Origin of the sequence: Paraglaciecola polaris LMG 21857 (assembly GCF_000315055.1) — a bacterium.
Lineage (GTDB): Bacteria > Pseudomonadota > Gammaproteobacteria > Enterobacterales > Alteromonadaceae > Paraglaciecola > Paraglaciecola polaris.
The window spans coordinates 1-17064 of record NZ_BAER01000018.1; the positions used below are offsets into that span (position 1 = coordinate 1).

General features: G+C 44.9%; 11 protein-coding genes. 6 read left to right on the forward strand and 5 right to left on the reverse strand.

The window, feature by feature from the left end; genetic code table 11:
- Positions 1-44: 44 nt before the first annotated feature.
- From GPLA_RS03655 to GPLA_RS03670, 4 genes are all read left to right on the forward strand, one after another.
- Complete coding sequence (locus GPLA_RS03655) at positions 45-6017, forward strand: Ig-like domain-containing protein (RefSeq protein WP_226993050.1); 5973 nt, start codon at positions 45-47, stop codon at positions 6015-6017.
- Position 6018: 1 nt separating this feature from the next.
- Positions 6019-6744 (forward strand): outer membrane beta-barrel protein, encoded by a 726-nt coding sequence (locus GPLA_RS03660; protein WP_007103478.1) that lies wholly within the window; start codon positions 6019-6021, stop codon positions 6742-6744.
- Positions 6745-6775: 31 nt separating this feature from the next.
- The gene (locus GPLA_RS03665) at positions 6776-7957 is read left to right on the forward strand and encodes a GGDEF domain-containing protein (protein ID WP_007103479.1); all 1182 of its coding nucleotides are present in this window, start codon (positions 6776-6778) and stop codon (positions 7955-7957) included.
- Between the two features lie 211 nt (positions 7958-8168).
- Positions 8169-9665, forward strand: coding sequence for a catalase (locus tag GPLA_RS03670; protein WP_007103481.1), 1497 nt, complete (start codon positions 8169-8171; stop codon positions 9663-9665).
- Between the two features lie 50 nt (positions 9666-9715).
- Here GPLA_RS03670 and GPLA_RS03675 read toward each other — a convergent pair whose 3' ends face one another.
- The 3 genes from GPLA_RS03675 to GPLA_RS03685 are packed head-to-tail and all read right to left on the reverse strand — an operon-like array spanning position 9716 to position 11922.
- Entirely contained in the window at positions 9716-10291 is a 576-nt protein-coding gene (locus tag GPLA_RS03675) for a paraquat-inducible protein A (RefSeq protein ID WP_007103482.1), read from the reverse strand.
- Positions 10292-10313: 22 nt separating this feature from the next.
- Positions 10314-10742 carry a type 2 periplasmic-binding domain-containing protein gene (locus GPLA_RS03680; protein WP_040513863.1) on the reverse strand — a complete coding sequence of 143 codons (429 nt, stop codon included), beginning with the start codon at positions 10740-10742 and terminating at the stop codon, positions 10314-10316.
- A gap of 1 nt (position 10743) precedes the next feature.
- A complete protein-coding gene (locus GPLA_RS03685; RefSeq protein ID WP_007103484.1) occupies positions 10744-11922 on the reverse strand; it encodes a hypothetical protein in 1179 nt (392 codons plus the stop codon).
- A 387-nt stretch (positions 11923-12309) separates the two neighbouring features.
- On the opposite strand from GPLA_RS03685, the gene GPLA_RS03690 reads away from it, so the two are divergent.
- The gene (locus tag GPLA_RS03690) at positions 12310-12879 is read left to right on the forward strand and encodes a hypothetical protein (RefSeq protein ID WP_040513864.1); all 570 of its coding nucleotides are present in this window, start codon (positions 12310-12312) and stop codon (positions 12877-12879) included.
- A 23-nt stretch (positions 12880-12902) separates the two neighbouring features.
- On the opposite strand, the gene purU is transcribed toward GPLA_RS03690, so the two are convergent.
- Together purU and thpR are read right to left on the reverse strand one after the other, a co-directional pair.
- Entirely contained in the window at positions 12903-13757 is an 855-nt protein-coding gene (purU, locus tag GPLA_RS03695; protein WP_007103486.1) for a formyltetrahydrofolate deformylase, read from the reverse strand.
- A gap of 102 nt (positions 13758-13859) precedes the next feature.
- Positions 13860-14480 (reverse strand): RNA 2',3'-cyclic phosphodiesterase, encoded by a 621-nt coding sequence (gene thpR, locus GPLA_RS03700; protein WP_007103487.1) that lies wholly within the window; start codon positions 14478-14480, stop codon positions 13860-13862.
- A 1-nt stretch (position 14481) separates the two neighbouring features.
- On the opposite strand from thpR, the gene hrpB reads away from it, so the two are divergent.
- Positions 14482-16965 (forward strand): ATP-dependent helicase HrpB, encoded by a 2484-nt coding sequence (gene hrpB, locus GPLA_RS03705; protein WP_007103488.1) that lies wholly within the window; start codon positions 14482-14484, stop codon positions 16963-16965.
- The last annotated feature ends 99 nt before the right edge of the window (positions 16966-17064 follow it).

Consider the following 17064-nt stretch of genomic DNA (forward strand, 5'->3'; position numbering starts at 1 on the left):
CCCTTGGTGATATCGTCACCTATACCTTTACTGCCACTGCGCAGATGAATCGCACCAACGCCTTTGACACCAGTTTAGAAGTCGCCATACCTGATGGTTTAACCTATGTCGATGGGAGCTTTATGGGACAAAGTGTTGATGAAACCGACCCAACTAATTTGGAAGTCGATTTCGGTACCATTGCGGTCGTTGACGGCGCGAAAACGTTTACCTTCGATGCGCGGGTCGACAATGATGCAGATATTGGTGAGCCATTAGTGGTATCAATCAATAACGGGGTTTATTCCAGTGCTTCAGATACGAATGTTGATGAGCGCGATTATACATTTTCAACCACTAAATCTGTGGTGAGTGACGATGCAAACTTTATTGCTGCTGACCAAGCGGTTGTTTTAGATATTGACGTTAATGGCAATGGTTTTGCGGATCCGGGTGATACCTTGCTGTATACGGTTAGCATTACCAATAATGGAACCGATGCTACTGACGTGACCTTTGATGAAAGCATACCTGCAAACACCACATATATTACCAACTCGGTCAGCACTGACGCGGGAACAGCAGATGATACATCGGGTATTTCGGTGGATGTGGGTGATTTAGCTGCAAATGAAACGGCCACTATTTCTTTCGCGGTAACCGTTAATGACAATGTGGTGTCAGGTACAGTTATCTCTGCACAAGGCATAGTTGATTCTGCCAACACGGTTGCTGAATTAACCGATGCAGATGCTAATGATGCCAACGGCGACCAACCCAATACATTACGAGTCGGTGAGCCAAGCGAGGATGTGACAAATTTGTATGTCTCGCAAGCCGCTCAATTATCCGCTGATAATGATGGCGATAGTGCTATTTCAGCTGGCGACGAATTATTAATTACCTATGTTGTGAGCAATTTAGGCACAGATTCACTCGATAATATTAATCTGCAGGATATTTTGCCTTCAGGGCTAACGTATGTGGCCAATTCAGTACAAATCGAAGGCGCAAATACAGCCAGTGTTGTAAATGGTGCTGTGACTGCTGATATTGCATCTCTTGCTGCCAATGACGGTGTAATCGTTACGCTAAAAGTGATAGTTGACGAACCACTGGTGGATAATAATGGCAGTGCTGATGAGGAAGTCATCACGCTGCAAGGTTCACATTCGAGCGCTCAAACAACTTCGCAGTTAACTGACAGCAACGGCGTGCAGCTTGATGGTTACCAGCCTCTCAAGGTGTCGATAGTGGATGCGCAAGCAGGCGTACCAGATCTTGAATTCAGCCAAACCTGGCAGCTGGTTAGTGACCAAAATGGAAATGGCCAAATTGATCAAGGTGATACGGTAAAAGTTAATTTAAGTGTATTAAACCAAGGCTCCGCAAGCGCTGTAGGTGTACAAATCAATCAAGCGGTACCAGCCGATACACAACTTATTGCCAACAGCGCGTTGGTCAGTCAAGGCATCATTGTAACTGACGAGCCGTATTTGGCGAACGTGGGTGATATTGCGCCGGGTAATATTGTGACTGGTAGCTTTTCATTCATAGTTGATGACGTTATAGATGGCACTGTGCTTGAGGGGCAGGCGACAGTCGGCGGTGACAACTTCACTGATCTGGGGTCTGATGACAACGCTTTGGGTGATGATGGTACTAACCCGACTTTGGTCACCGTTAGCGGCAACAACGCTTTATTTGAAGCGCCAAGTTTCACTCTCACTGACACATCTGATGTGAATACCGATAATGCTGAATTCATTCAAGGTGAAACCCTAACGTTAAACATCAATATGGTTATTCCAGCTGGTAGTACGAGCGACACTGATTTTACCTTAGTGCTTCCTGAAGGATTGGCCTACTTAGCTAATTCCGCTACGTTGACAAGAGTATTTGATACAGGCCTAAGTGCAGGCAATAACCCAGGCCAAATCAATGCGATAAATAGTGATCTAACGACGAACGTCGACAACCAGATACTAGCCAATGGACAAGCAGTTAGTCTAGCGTTAGGCGGACTGATTAATTCGGATAATGATGTAAACGAAGAGCAATTTATACTGACGCTAACAGTGGACAGTGATGGCATTACACCGACGCAAAGTACAGAAGATCTCCTTGCACAGGCCGCGTTTAGCTATCGAGATGGTCTTGGTCAGCGACAAACACTCAATGCACAGAATTTAACACTGACGCTGCTTAATCAGCTACCTGTGACGGTTTCCGATGCATTCAACATCACAGAAGACGACACAAGCGCCGCATTTAATGTGGTATCTAATGATACCGATGAAGATTCTGGGCAAACTATCCGTGTTGCATCTATCACGTCAGTTACTGGGAACGGAATCGCAACAATTTCAACCGACGGCACAAGTATTGACTATCAGCCCGCAGCAGATTTCTTCGGTGCGGAAACTGTCAGCTTTGTTGTTTCGGACGGTGCTGGTGGAACAGATGTCGGTTCTGTCACCTTTACAATAGACGGCACACCAGACGCGCCAGTTGCTATAGCTGATCAAACAAGTGTTTCAGAAGACACTATATTAACCTTCTCGGCATTAGCAAATGACGTTGACGTGGATAACGATACGTTATCTATTGATAGCGTTTCGGTGGATGTGGGAAGTGTCAGCGTCAATGGCGATGGCGATATTGTGTATGTGCCACCAGGAGATTTCAACGGCCCCGCAACGATCAGTTATACCATAGCGGATGGCACTGGCTTGTTTGCTAGCTCTACGGTCGCGGTTAACGTGCAAAATGTTAATGATACGCCAATTGCGGTTGGTGAGTCGGCGACTATCGCTGAGGACGCCGTACTCCACCTTAATGTGCTTAGCAATGATTCAGACATAGACGGTGATGTGTTAAGTGTTGCATCAGTGAGTGCATCTGTGGGAACCGTGAGTGTGGGTAACAACGGTAATATCGTGTTCAATCCACCGGCTAATTATTTTGGTCCAGTGACCATTAGCTACACAGTAAGCGACGGTAACGGTGGCGTTGCCAGTGCCAGCGTTGCACTGACGGTAACATCGGTAAACGATGAACCGATTTATACTCCCTCAGGGACCACTGCGACCATCGATTTGATTAATCCTGTAAATATTGAGGTCTTATCGAACTTCAATGATGCGGATCGCGATCCTATTAGTATTAAGTCAGCGAGTAGTCAGAACGGTTCAGTGCAAATTAACTCTGATGGCAGTATTACCTTTATTGCAAATGAAGGGTTTGTCGGCACGGCAACCGTGAATGTATGTGTCAGTGACACTAATGATGCCGTCACATGCGTGGATATTCCCATCGTGGTCGTTAATCCAAATTTGGCTCCAGTGCTGACCGATTTAGTTGTGACGGTCGAGGAAGACGGTAGTTTACCGCTTAACTTAACGGGAACCGATGCTGAAGGTGATACCTTAACGTACACCTTATTGACCCTACCAAATGGCGAGTTAATTGGTGATATGCCGAATGTTATCTACAACCCACCAGAAGATTTTACTGGTGCAGTTACCTTTACCTATCAAGCTAACGATGGTCAATTGGATTCAAACATTGCGACCGTAACCATTCAAGTGCAAGGCGAGAATGATGCACCACTTGCAGTCGATGATGTATTTACGCTTACCACGTTTGAACCCGCTGTACTCGATGTGTTGGCAAACGATACAGATTCTGATGGTGATACGTTAAGTATTGTTGGGGCGACAGTTACTATCGGTACGGTTACCTTTACCGATAGCGCACTTATCTACACGCCAGTTGATGGTTTTATTGGCAACGCTATTATTGAATACAGTATTGAAGACAATGATGGTTTAGCTTCGAATGCTCGTGCTGTTGTGTCAGTTACACCAGATGGTGTGGAGTTGCTGCCCGTTATTGAAGTGCCTGGAGATGTATTCATTGATGCCACTGCGCTGTTTACTAAAGTGGACTTAGGTGTTGCTTCAGCTGTGGACCGTTTCGGTAATCCTCTGCCTGTTTCTTTGGTTGATGGCGTGACTTTCTACGAGCCTGGTGTGAACACTGCATTCTGGTTAGCTGAGGATAGTGAAGGTCGTCAGCGTATCGCCAGTCAGTTCGTTCGAGTTAGACCGCTTGTGTCTATTGAGAAAGATCAAAGTGTGCTGGAAGGGCGTCAAATTACCATTGGTGTCCATTTAAATGGCACGTCACCGGTTTATCCCTTAGAAATACCTTACAGCGTGTCAGGTACTGCGGATGGCAGCGATCACAACCTAGTTGACGGTGTACTGGTGTTCGAGTCAGGCAGTGATGCCACCATTACTTTCGAGTCATATTCCGACGCCGATATTGAGGGAATAGAAACCGTCATAGTGACGCTTGACCCCAGTATCAACCGAGGTAATAAGTTTGAACATGTTATCTCTATCCGTGAAGATAACGTGAATCCTAATGTGGCCTTGTTCTCAAAACAAGAGGGAAATAACAGCGTTCTTATTGCGAAAGATGGTGGTTTAGCGTCTGTTTTTAGTGATATTACCCACCCTGATGCAGACAATGAATATGACTTTGTATGGGAAAACCTTGAGCAGGTCTTGATTGATGAAGACGGTGAACTCGATACTTTTACGTTTGACCCTACTAATGTCCCGGTTGGCATCTACCGGGTAAGTTTGCGCATTACAGACAGTGATGCCGCAAACTTTGGTGATGTAGAAATCATTTACTTAGAAGTGGTGGGTACATTACCTGTATTAACCTCGATTGATTCAGATGGCGATGGTATTCCTGATGACCAAGAAGGATTTGATGATACGGACAGAGACGGTATTCCGGATTACTTGGATGCCATCCCTGAATGTAATGTGTTGCCAGAGGAAGAAGCGTTTGATAATGGCTACCTAGTAGAAGGCGACCCTGGTGTGTGTTTACGTCTTGGTAACTTTGCTATTGATGCAGTCGAAGGTGGTGCAAAAATATTGGAGGAAGATATCGAGCTAGATGCAGCGCTCATCCCGGACCCTGAAGCAACGAATATTGGCGGAATTTTCGACTTTATTGCATACGGTCTACCGGATGTGGGTCAAGCATACAAAATCGTTATGCCGCAAATTCGCCCAGTTCCGCAAAACGCCGTGTATCGTAAATTTTACACCGCTACTGGCTGGTTCTTATTCGCTGAATCTGAATTGAATCGTGTTTGGTCAACAAAGGGTGAACCAGGTTTCTGCCCTCCTCCTGGGGGCGATGTGTGGCAATCAGGTCTGAACGAAGGTGACTGGTGTGTGCAAATCCAAATAGTGGACGGTGGGCCGAATGATGCGGATGGTATTGCCAATGGCACCATAGTCGACCCTGGTGGTGTTGGTATCATGGGTGTTGGTCAAAACGCGCTACCTGTTGCTAGCGACGACGTCGCTGAGTTACTTGTTGACACCAGCGTTGAAATTACAGTTTTGGATAACGACACAGATGCTGACGGCGACACGCTGACTATTACCTCGGCAAATGCAGCCTTTGGTGACGTGACGTTCACTGATACCAGCATCATATATACGCCACGAGATGGTTTTGTAGGTAACGATATCATTCGTTATGGTATCAGTGACAATAATGGCGGTACCGCGTTAGGCGCAGTTCGCTTAAGCGTTATCACCAATAAGGCTCCCATCGCGGAAAACGACATAGCGAGCATGACGGTTAATCAAAACGTAACGGTGAGTGTGCTGAATAATGACTCAGATCCAGACGGCGAAGTATTGTTTATCATCAGTGCGACCGCGCAAAACGGAACAGTTGTGATCAACAGTGATTCAACATTGACCTATACCCCGAATAAAGGATTCGCCGGTACAGATATAATACGTTATGCCATTAACGACGAAGATGGTGCACTAGCAGAAGCGCAACTCGTGATCACTGTGGCACCAGCTGAGGTGCGTATTGATAATACTGGCGGAGGCGGTGGTGGAACATTTGCTTGGATGCTGCTGTTATTAGCTCTGGTTGGTGCCTCAAGAAAGTATCAACAAAATACATTTACCCCAGGGGGACTATGAAATGAAATATATAACAACAGGGCTAGGCATAGCGTTATCGTTAGTTTACGGGCAAGCCGCATGGGGACAAGCTTCAAATACAGGGAAAAGTGGGTCATTAGTCCCAAAACTAGCTTCGAAGTCACTGTGCGTCGTGGATGACGATTGCTTATTTGAGCATTGGTATGTTCAGGCTAATCTGGGTTATGCATCAGGCGCTAGTTCGGAAGGATATGTTTACAGTGAAGCTCAGAAAATTGGCTTCGATGTATACGATATTGATGTTGACGACTCACGAAGCGCTTTCAAAATCGGACTGGGTACATCGCTAAGTGAGAATCTAAGTGTAGAGTTTGGCTATACGGATTTAGGTGAAGTCAGCACGGCATTCACTACCACCACCACTGAACCGGAAAAGTTTCTCGACTTAGCACGGGCCATCCACCCATCGTCTGTCGAAGGATTCACTGCCAGCCTTAATTATCAACTTTGGCGCCACGAAGATTGGTTTGTGAACGCTCGCGCAGGATTATATTTATGGGAAAGTGATTTTGACTCTCGGGAGGTCTTTAGCAATACCCAGCTTGATTCACTCGATGGGGAAGACGGGACCGACTTTTACCTAGGTTTAGGGGCTAATTACCGCCTGTCACAGCGTTTCCAAGTCAATTTGGAATGGGAGCGTTATTTTCTCGATAGCGAAGATGTAGACCTACTGACGTTAGGTGTGAGTTACCACTTCGATTAAGCCAACCACTGAGCCTTGGAGGCACAATATCATGGCCATTATTAGCCGTAACATTACGCAGCCGAGCTCGGTACGTGGCACTATGCTTTCGAGTATGCTGTATCTATTACTGGGTGGATTGTTAGCTATTTCGGTGCATCTGACGTTAGACAAAGTCATTCAAGCCCAAGCAAAGGTGGCTCATGAGGTGAATGTAAGTGGCCAGCAACGTATGTTGTTGCAAAGAGCAAGTTTATTTGCCACTGCGTACCTTTATAGTGGTGATATCGCAGCAAAACAAACCAGCTTACAAGCATTAGGCGAAATGCAAGCTAATCATCAGCATTTACTTAACCCTCACTATAATGCGCTAAAAGAGGGGCATACATCACCTATGTCGTTCGACTTGCAACAACTCTATTTCACCGCTGAAAACAATGTGAATGAACAGCTAATGGCATTCAGTGAGCAAATTTACCATGCCTTGAATTTACAGGAACAAAAAAATGGAGCGAAACTCGACGCGAAAGTATTAATGGAGATGGCATATACCCCGTTATTAAACAGTTTGAACGGTGTTGTTCGCCAGTATGAAAGCCAAGACAGCGAGCGAATGGCCACGTTAATACTGGTACAAATGGTGGTTTTTTGGTTAATTGTTGCCATCTTATTCGTCGGTCTTTTGCTTATATTGTTGAATGCGAAGAAACAGCATCAAAAGACTGTTATCTCAAGAATTCTCAATCGACCCTCTGATCAGTCAAATTCTATGTTTAGTCATTTTGCGTTTGAGCTATCAGCGACAAAATTGATCGCTACTGCCCATAGGCATAATGAATCCATGAGTGTATTGGCATTTGATATCGATCGTTTTCCACGCATTTTGGCCAATCATGGTCAAGACGTGGCTGATAAGGTATTAACACGGGTGGCTGATACCTTGTTATCAACCTGCCGTGAATCGGATTATTTGGGGCAGGTCGCGGATGAAAAGTTTGTGCTGCTCCTACCTAGAACATCAGCTGAGCAAGCCTTATGTTTAGCCAATAAAATTCGTCTCCAGTTTCAACAAGAGCTAGCGAATACCCATTTAAATGAGATTTCACTCTCTGTCAGTATAGGAGTCAGTGAACTCGCAGGAGAAGACAGTATTTTGCAACACATTATTTCCCGAGCGGAGCAGGCGTTAGGGCGGAAAAAAAATGAAGGGGGAGGGAGAGTTTGTCTTGCCTAACGTTTTTAGCGAGGCAATTTATAACGCACTATTAGGTTTAGGCTTGAAGCCTCAAGTAGCAGATCCCCTCCGGCTAATTGATTCATTGAATTAAGCGTATCTAATTTCTTCATAATCACTTTTTAGTGAACGCTGCTATTCTATTCCCTAGTGATCTACTTACCTACGCACGTTCGTAGGTAACGTCAAACCATGCAATGGAGAGAAGAATATGACAGACAAGCCTAGATTAACCACCAGCGCCGGGGCACCGGTTCCTTCGAATAATACCTCTAAATCAGCAGGGGAAAGAGGACCGTTACTGCTCACCGACTATCAGTTACTTGAAAAACTGGCTCACCAAAATCGTGAACGTATTCCGGAGCGGGCGGTACACGCAAAAGGGTGGGGGCTTAAAGGTAAATTTAGCGTCACCCACGATATCAGTCAGTATTCGTGTGCCAAAATATTCTCCCAGATTGGTAAAACGACCGAAGTGCTCAGTCGTTGGTCAACGGTTGCCGGTGAGTCCGGTGCCGCAGATACCGAACGGGACGTACGTGGTTTCAGTCTCAAATTTTATACCGAAGAGGGCAACTGGGACATGGTGGGAAATAATACCCCAGTCTTCTTCGTACGCGATGCATTTAAATTTCCCGATTTTATTCGCACCCAAAAGCGCCATCCTAGAACTAATCTTCGCTCACCCGAAGCAATGTTTGATTTTTGGGCTGCGCAGCCTGAATGTGTTCACCAAGTTACCATCCTCATGTCGGACCGCGGCATACCGGTTAATCCCATGTTTATGAACGGTTACGGTAGTCACACTTTCAGTTTGTGGAATAAAAAGGGTGAACGTCACTGGGTTAAATTTCACTTTAAAACCCAGCAAGGGCACAAGCATTATACCAATGCCGAGGCAGAAGCATTGACCGGTAAAACCCGAGAGGCTTATCAAGAAGATTTGTATAACGCTATCGAAGAGGGAAATTTCCCTAAGTGGACCATGTATATTCAGGTCATGCCTGAGCTGGATGCAGAAAAACAGCCGTTTAATCCGTTCGATATTACTAAGATATGGCCTCATGGGGACTTCCCACTTATCGAAGTGGGTGAGTTAGAAATGAACGAAAACCCTGAGAATTATTTTCAGATGGTGGAAAATGCGGCATATAGTCCGTCGAACGTGGTACCGGGCATTGGGTACAGCCCTGACAAAATGCTGCAAGCTAGGGTCTTTTCTTATGCTGATGCCCATCGTTATCGTTTAGGCACTCATTATGAAGCCCTGCCAGCAAATGCAGCGAAAGCCGCCAATGTACAGCACTACCATAAAGACGGAGCGATGCGCTTTTTCACCAATGATTTTGGTAATGCGGATGCCTATTACGAACCTAATCAACACAACGGGCCAGTAGCAGATGCCAGTGTAGAAGAGCCGCCACTTAGAATTGATGGCGACGCAGCGCGATATGAACAGGCTGAAAGTGATGCTGACTATGTTCAGCCAAGAGCATTATATGAAATGTTCGATGCTGAGCAAAAGCAGCGTCTTTATGACAACTATGCTGCAGCTATGGGGCCGTGTTCCGCTTCAGTGAAAGAGCGTTGGTATGCCGTGCTTGAGAAAGTACACCCAGACTATGCACAAGGCGTTCGACAAGCAAATGAAAAGCTAGCTAGCGATACTAACGCTGTTCCCGTAACGGGCGATACACCTGTTAGATAATCTTAATTGAGAGTAGATAAAAAAGGTCGCTGATGCGGCCTTTTTGCTCTTTACTCGGGCTCTACCCGTTTGAGTGCATAAGGGCTACTGGCGATATGGCTGGCTAATAATGACAGTAGACAATAGCCAACAAAATAGAAAAAACCGTCTCCTGCGTTAGAGAGCGTTTGCGTACTGATGTCGATTGAGATGTTAAAGCCGAATAAACTGAGGGTCTCTTGGGATAAAGTATCCACATGATTGGTTGATAAAATAGCCAGAAAAACGGCTACAACAAAAACATCCGCCATAGACCACTTACCAATCGCTGCCACGAACTGAGTGATTTGTAATGCGAGGTTTTTCTTGCGGGTAAAATAGGCCAAGCTCATGAGGATGGTTTTTAGCAGCGGAATGCACACTGAGAACAAAAATATTAATACCGCGACCATAAAGCGCTCACTTTCCCACAATTCCTTGACTGTAGTGAGAATAGATAGCTCTTTGTCTATTAACGTCGATGTGACGCCTGCTGCGTTAAGCAGTGCCGACATTTCCATGTTCAAGGCGAACATAGGTAAGGTAATACCGGGTATAAACAATGCTATGGCAATAATATTTAACGCAAATGAAATGTGTCGTTTCAAAAAAGTTCTCTAAAGTGTGCGGTTATTTTTCGAAACGATAAACGACTTTCATTGAATCATCCACTTCTGATTCTAAAACATAGCCGATAGCCTGGGCGGAGCTGCGCAATTCTTCCAGCATTTCAGTGTCAGTAGCAAAGTTGCTCGGTGGACTAGCTCGACCGGAAAACAACAAGCGTGCCCAATAAGCATTGATTTTAGCTTCGTTTTTATTGACTAGCGCTTGATAAAATTGCTGCTTTTCTGGGCTGCCCGCAATACGGTCTAAGGGTTTGGCGACAATCCCATTGGGAAACGTACTGTAACGGCCCATGTAGATATCGATAATCTGGGTTTTACTTAATGAATTGATTGAATTGTTCTTACCGACCACGACAACTAATGCATAAGCGGAGTGGGAGAGGCAGGCAAACATGAAAATACTTATTAATCGGATACTTAATAAACGCATATTAAAATATCCAATTCAAACTAAGGCTAGATACGTTCACCGTTTGGCTAGTGCTAGGCTCACTGTATATCTGCCAAAGTGCAAAACCATTGTCAGCTATCACGCTGCAGTCAATTTGCAGTTTTGCCACCAAAGACGGATACAGTTGCCAATTTGCTCCCACACTGAAGGTATGCTGTTTAATTCGGTTTCGATTGAGTGCTTCGCTGATTAACGGTCTGAACGATTGCAAGGTAGCTGCGACCACCGCAGGTGCATCCGGTGAAATTTCCCCAATGCTGTCACTTAGATTATTTTCGGTGGGCTCTATCGCGGATAGCGTGGCGAAATAAGTAATGTTATCAGGTTGATACCCTAGACTTATATAGCCTGAGATCGTATCTCGCTCTATATCCCATTGAGAGTCGATAAATCCGATTTCAGACTGAACAAGCCATAAGTCGTTATCGTATTGAAAGCCTAGGCCATAGAATTGTTGTTTCTTGCCAATAAAATCAAACCTGTCTCGAAGTGCAGGGCCGCCTGGCCATACTGATGGGGGGAAAAAAGCTAAAACTTGATCTACCTCTTCGAGGCTAGCGCTAAATTCATCTACTTTTGTGTCTAGGAATGATGCTCGAATTTGCCATTCGTCCTGCTGATAAGATAATGACGCCATTAATATGTTGGTAAAGTGGATATCCACTGCAGAGCCTGTCGTTGCTATAGCTGCGTCAGTCTCACCGTAGCCAAACTTAGCTTGTAAAAATCCACGCCCCAAGGAGCGCTTATACAACACATCGGCTCCTTCAAATTGAGAGACTGCCGATACTTTGCCGTAAAATTCTGCAGGAGGACGAGCCCACAGGTATGCGTACCCTACTGATTTGTATTCAGATAAAAAATAAATGTCGGTATTCATGCGTCCGACACGAAATTCGAAACTACTGTTTAAGCGATAGCGCAGAAATGCCACATCGATATAGTTAATGGCTTTGTTATCTAGCTTATCGCGAAAGACGGCTTGAACCACCGCGTCCCATTGCGCATTAAATTCAATATTCGCCTGTGCGCCAATAACCGAATCCGGTGCAAATGAAAAACCACCCCGAGCTGGAATTTTTAGGTTTGGGTGAAAACCGAGATCATCACTATCGTTATATATTGCACCTAATGTAGCGAAACCATTGAGTTTAACCATGTCATTTGCAAATGCACCACTGACACAAAAAGTACTTAATATTAGTAGGTAAATTCGCTCGCGAAGATATGTACTTAGAGTCTTTAGCATGGTTAATTATTAACTCGATAAATAGGCTTTGTTTTACGTTTATGGCCGCTAAAAAAATGCGGCTATTTACAAGAAATGAAGTTGCGCTATGACTCTTGTCGCCTAATCGATAGCTTACTTATTGCAACCGAAAATAACACATTATTTTGACGATCCTAGATCAACCATGCCACTAGTATAGCTAGCATTATTACGCTAATGGTATGAAATTGTATACTAAATGATGTGACTTAATACCCATGAACGGCGAATGCAGTCTACAGTTACACTCTGTTTAATCCTGTGAGAGAAAGTGCATTGCGCAACGCCATTTGCTTTTTTATGTTTTGCTTTTCCTCCAATGTTTCTGCCGCTGAGTTAAATTGGGCACAAACTTTGGAATGGGTAAAGCAAACCTTGCCACAAAGTACGGAACTTGATTTTAATAAAAAAAGTATCAAATTTGATGGCTGCCACCAACGTGATTATCAATTGACGTTTCACCAAAAATTTGGGGAAGATATTTCTCTTGATACTCAGGTTGGTTATTTGAAAGGTGAGTTAAACTGGGGTGCCCACAACCAGAAAACGACCACTCGTCAGTGGGCAATATTACCGCGTTATCGCTTGAATCATCGTATTAGTTTGGGATTAGGCTACATTAGGCAAATGGACACTAATCTTGAAACGTCCCAAGGGACCGATATTCAACTGCCTGCGAGTAACCAGTGGTTATTCAGCTCTCGCTTTATGCTTGATTCTCAGCAGCAGTACGTTGAAGTTGCTGTGTCTAAGGCGCTATGGCAAGCGAACGATGCGACTCAATCTTGGTTCGGAGAAGAGCGCACCGACAAACACATTAATATTGTTTATGTGGCGAACTTCTAATTGACCTAAACGCCTTAAGCTTTTTAAGCAAATACCACAGTTTTTGAATGATGAATAATCACGCGATCTTCCAAATGATAACGAACGCCATTTGCTAAAGCCGTTTTCTCACAGTTCTTGCCTTTGCGCACCATATCTTGCGCGGTATCGCTATGAGAAATACGCATCACTTCTTGTTCAATTATAGGCCCTTCATCTAGATCACCCGTTACATAGTGACACGTCGCACCTATAAGTTTAACGCCTCTGTCGTAGGCTTGCTGGTAAGGCTTAGCGCCAGCAAATGAAGGCAGGAAGCTATGATGAATATTAATGGCACGTCCTGTTAATTCTCTACACAAGGCGTCAGGCAAAATCTGCATAAAGCGTGCAAGCACAGTTAAATCGATGTCATATTGCTTAATCAATTGACTGATCTGGGCAAAAGCAGCGTCTTTGCCTAGGACTTTAAAATCGATCCAATGAAAAGGAATGTTGTACCAATCGGCGAATTGCTTCATCTGTGGATGATTAGCAATAATGCATGGAATGTCACAATGCAGCTCATTGCTGTGCCAGCGGTGGAGTAAATCCATTAAGCAGTGTGATTCGTGACTGGCAAGTAGTGCCATTTTCGGTTTTTTGTTTGAATCGACAAGCTTCCAATTCATAGCGTATGAATCGGCGATAGGGGTAAAAGCAAGTCTGATTTGCTCTATATCCATGGTTAACGAATCCGTGCTAATTTCATGACGCATGAAAAAGCGGCCGGTTTGTAAGTCGGTATGATGACTTGCTTCTACTATGGTGGCGTTATGTTCAGCCAAAAATTGGCTGACGCTGGCTACTAGGCCGACTTGATCTGGGCAGTCGATGACCAGTCTTAAGGTTTGTTGCATGGGAATTTATCATTTCAAAAATTTGCACCTGTTTTACCTTGCTAGCTGCCTAAGGTAAATAGCGAATCGTTATGGATTAGCTCAATTGGGAGTAATTTTTACTTAAAATGAAAAGGTGGGGGCGAAAGGCCACTCAATTAATGGACGATACATGACGCCGTGATCGGTTGAAATAGATTCGTATAAGGTCAACTCGGTATTTTTAAAGGTAAAGTCGGGCTCAATTAATGGAGCCGGTGGGTTATCAAGGCATTTTCTCGCCAGAGTTAAGTGGGATATATAATCACGTTTTTGCATACTTACACCACTTTGAAGGGCAGCTTTGTGTAGTAGCTCAACCAGATCCCGTTGTGGTTGGGGAACAACCGCATTACCGATCCATAAAGCCTTGGGTTTAGACCAATACCCCAGATAATCTAAGGTTAAAGGAAAGCTTTTAATCTTTAGGTGGCCCTCAATATATTGGCTCAACGAGTCTAATTGTGCTTCGGTAATTTGTCCTAAAAATGCCAAGGTGATATGAAAGTTGTTGGCTTTTACCGGACTGGTGAAGCTTGGAAATGCTTTGTCACGCCACGCATCGATAGCCAGTTTTATAGATGGGGGTGGGGTAAGGGCAAAAAAAACAACGCATCTTATTCTCCTGAAAAAATCACCACTACAGGATACACTAACACCTGATCTAATTTGTGGGCCTATACCGCTAATTTTATGAGATAACACCTTGTCCTTTGTGAAAAAAACGCTACCAGTAGAACATATTATTCCTCAGTTGCATGCAGCGCTTAGCGCAAACGATGTGATCTTGATGGCGCCTCCTGGCGCGGGTAAATCGACCGCCGTACCTTTGGCATTATTACAAGGAAAGGAATTTACAAAAAGTAAGATTATCATGCTGCAACCTAGGCGTATTGCCGCCCGTAACATTGCACACTTTCTCGCCAAGCAATTAGGTGAAAAGGTTGGGCAAACGGTAGGTTATCGTATTCGTGGCGAAAACAAAGTGAGCAGCGAAACGCGTTTGGAAATAGTCACTGAGGGTATTTTAACGCGCATGCTGCAGAGCAATCCAGAATTACCTGGTGTGGGCTTAGTGGTGTTTGACGAGTTTCATGAACGCAGTATGCATGCCGATTTCTCACTGGCGTTGTGCCTTGAAGTCAAGGATGCCCTGCGGGATGATCTACGTTTACTCATTATGTCTGCAACACTGGATGTGGCTAGTTTAAGCTCGTTAATACCTCAGGCAAAACACATTGCCTGTGAAGGGCGCAGTTATCCTGTTGAAACCCATTATCGGCCAGATACTGGGAGTGCGTCATTGGTCGAAAAAGTCGCTGGATTGACTGTTTTTGCGGCAAAACAGCATGTGGGGGATATTTTGGTCTTTCTTCCGGGACAAGGTGAGATCCGGCGTTGTGCTAGCTTACTTGAACGTACAATGACAACGGATATACAAATCCACAGCTTGTTTTCTTTGCAATCCTTAGCTGCTCAGGAGGCGGCATTAGCGCCTGATCCTGACGCAAAGCGCAAAATAATCTTAGCGACCAATATTGCTGAAACCAGTTTGACCATTGAAGGAGTAACGGTGGTGGTGGATAGCGGCATGCAAAAAAATGCTATCTATCAATTAAACAAAGGCCTTACACAACTTCGTACCCAGATGATTTCAAAAGCCTCTGCTACCCAGCGTGCGGGACGAGCAGGTAGGCTAGCACCGGGTGTGTGTTATCGGCTATGGAGTAAAGAGCAGCACCAACGCCTAGTGGAGCACACACAGGCAGAGATATTGACCAGTGATCTTGCGCCATTTTTACTCGAAGCCTGTGTGTGGGGAACACCAGTCGGCGATTTTGCATTAATCGATATGCCCAGTGACGCTCAGCTTAAACAGGCACATTCGGTGTTGATGGGGTTACAGATACTCGATGAAAATCTTCATGTTAGCCCTCATGGGAAAGCAGTACATGCACTGGGCGGACAGGCAAATATAGCCACTATGCTACTAAAGAGTCGCGGGCTAAGTACCGGACATCAAAGTCTTGCCTGTGCCATTGCCGTGCTCCTTGAGGACAAAAACCCATTAGGCAATCAAGGGGGAAGTCTGTGTGACGAACGCTTGACCTTTTTATTGCAACACAGAAATCATCCAATGTGGCGTAACATTCGCCAGTGGCATAAAAAGTTAGGCTGTGAGCTAACTTCCTGGCCTCTTGAATATACTGGGGTTTTACTTGGTTTTGCATTCCCCCAGTGGATAGGAAAAAGCACTAGCGGTGGGCGATATGGTTTAGTTGATGGCACTGGCGGCCAATTAGGTGACAACGACCCGCTAATCGGTCAGCCATGGATAGCCATCGGAGAAATGCTGCTCAGCGATGCTTATCAAAGTAATGCGCGTATAACCTTGGCAGAGCCCATTGGTCGAGGCCAGATCGAACAGCATTTTTCTCATCTCATCAGCACACAAACACGGTGTCAGTGGGATGAGGCACGTTCAGCTATTTCTGCACAGTCATTGGAGCGATTAGGTCGAATTATTCTCAATAAAACGCCAGCTAAGAAACCCAATAGCGCACAAGTATGTCAGATATGGCGTGAACAAATTGACTTGCGTGGTGTTATGGGGTTGCCTTTTAACGAAAATACGCTGCAACTTGTATATCGTTTACGCATGGCCCGCACCTATCTAACTGAGAGTGACTGGCCTGACGTCAGTGAAACAGGGTTGCTGACTAATATTGATAAATGGTTAATGCCTTATTTAGCTGATGTGCTGAATTGGCAACAATTAAGCAAAGTCGATTTTTATTCTCTGTTGTTAAATCAACTCGATTACGGAGCACAGCAGTCGCTAAATCGTTTGCTGCCAAGTAAGATCACTGTCCCCAGCGCTAACCGGATTTCTTTAGAGTACGATGCTAAGGGGAGCGTATCGTTAGCGGTTAAGCTGCAGGAAGTGTATGGCCTTACTGATACACCGAGTGTGGCGAGGGGGCAGGTTAAGGTTCAAATGGTGTTGCTATCGCCTGCAGGTAGGCCATTACAGCAAACGCAAGATCTGGCGGGATTTTGGCAGGGCAGTTATAAAGACGTACAAAAAGAAATGAAAGGCCGTTATCAAAAACACTTTTGGCCGGACGATCCAGCAAGTGCGCCCGCCACGACTAAAACAAATAAAAAAAGGCTCGCTTCTAACCAATGATATAAAGATTAATCGCGCCCTATCACTTTATGTATCTCAGCATGCATTGCTCATTTCATCACACGGTTTCTGTATTAAAGAGTAAATGGTCAATGGTCA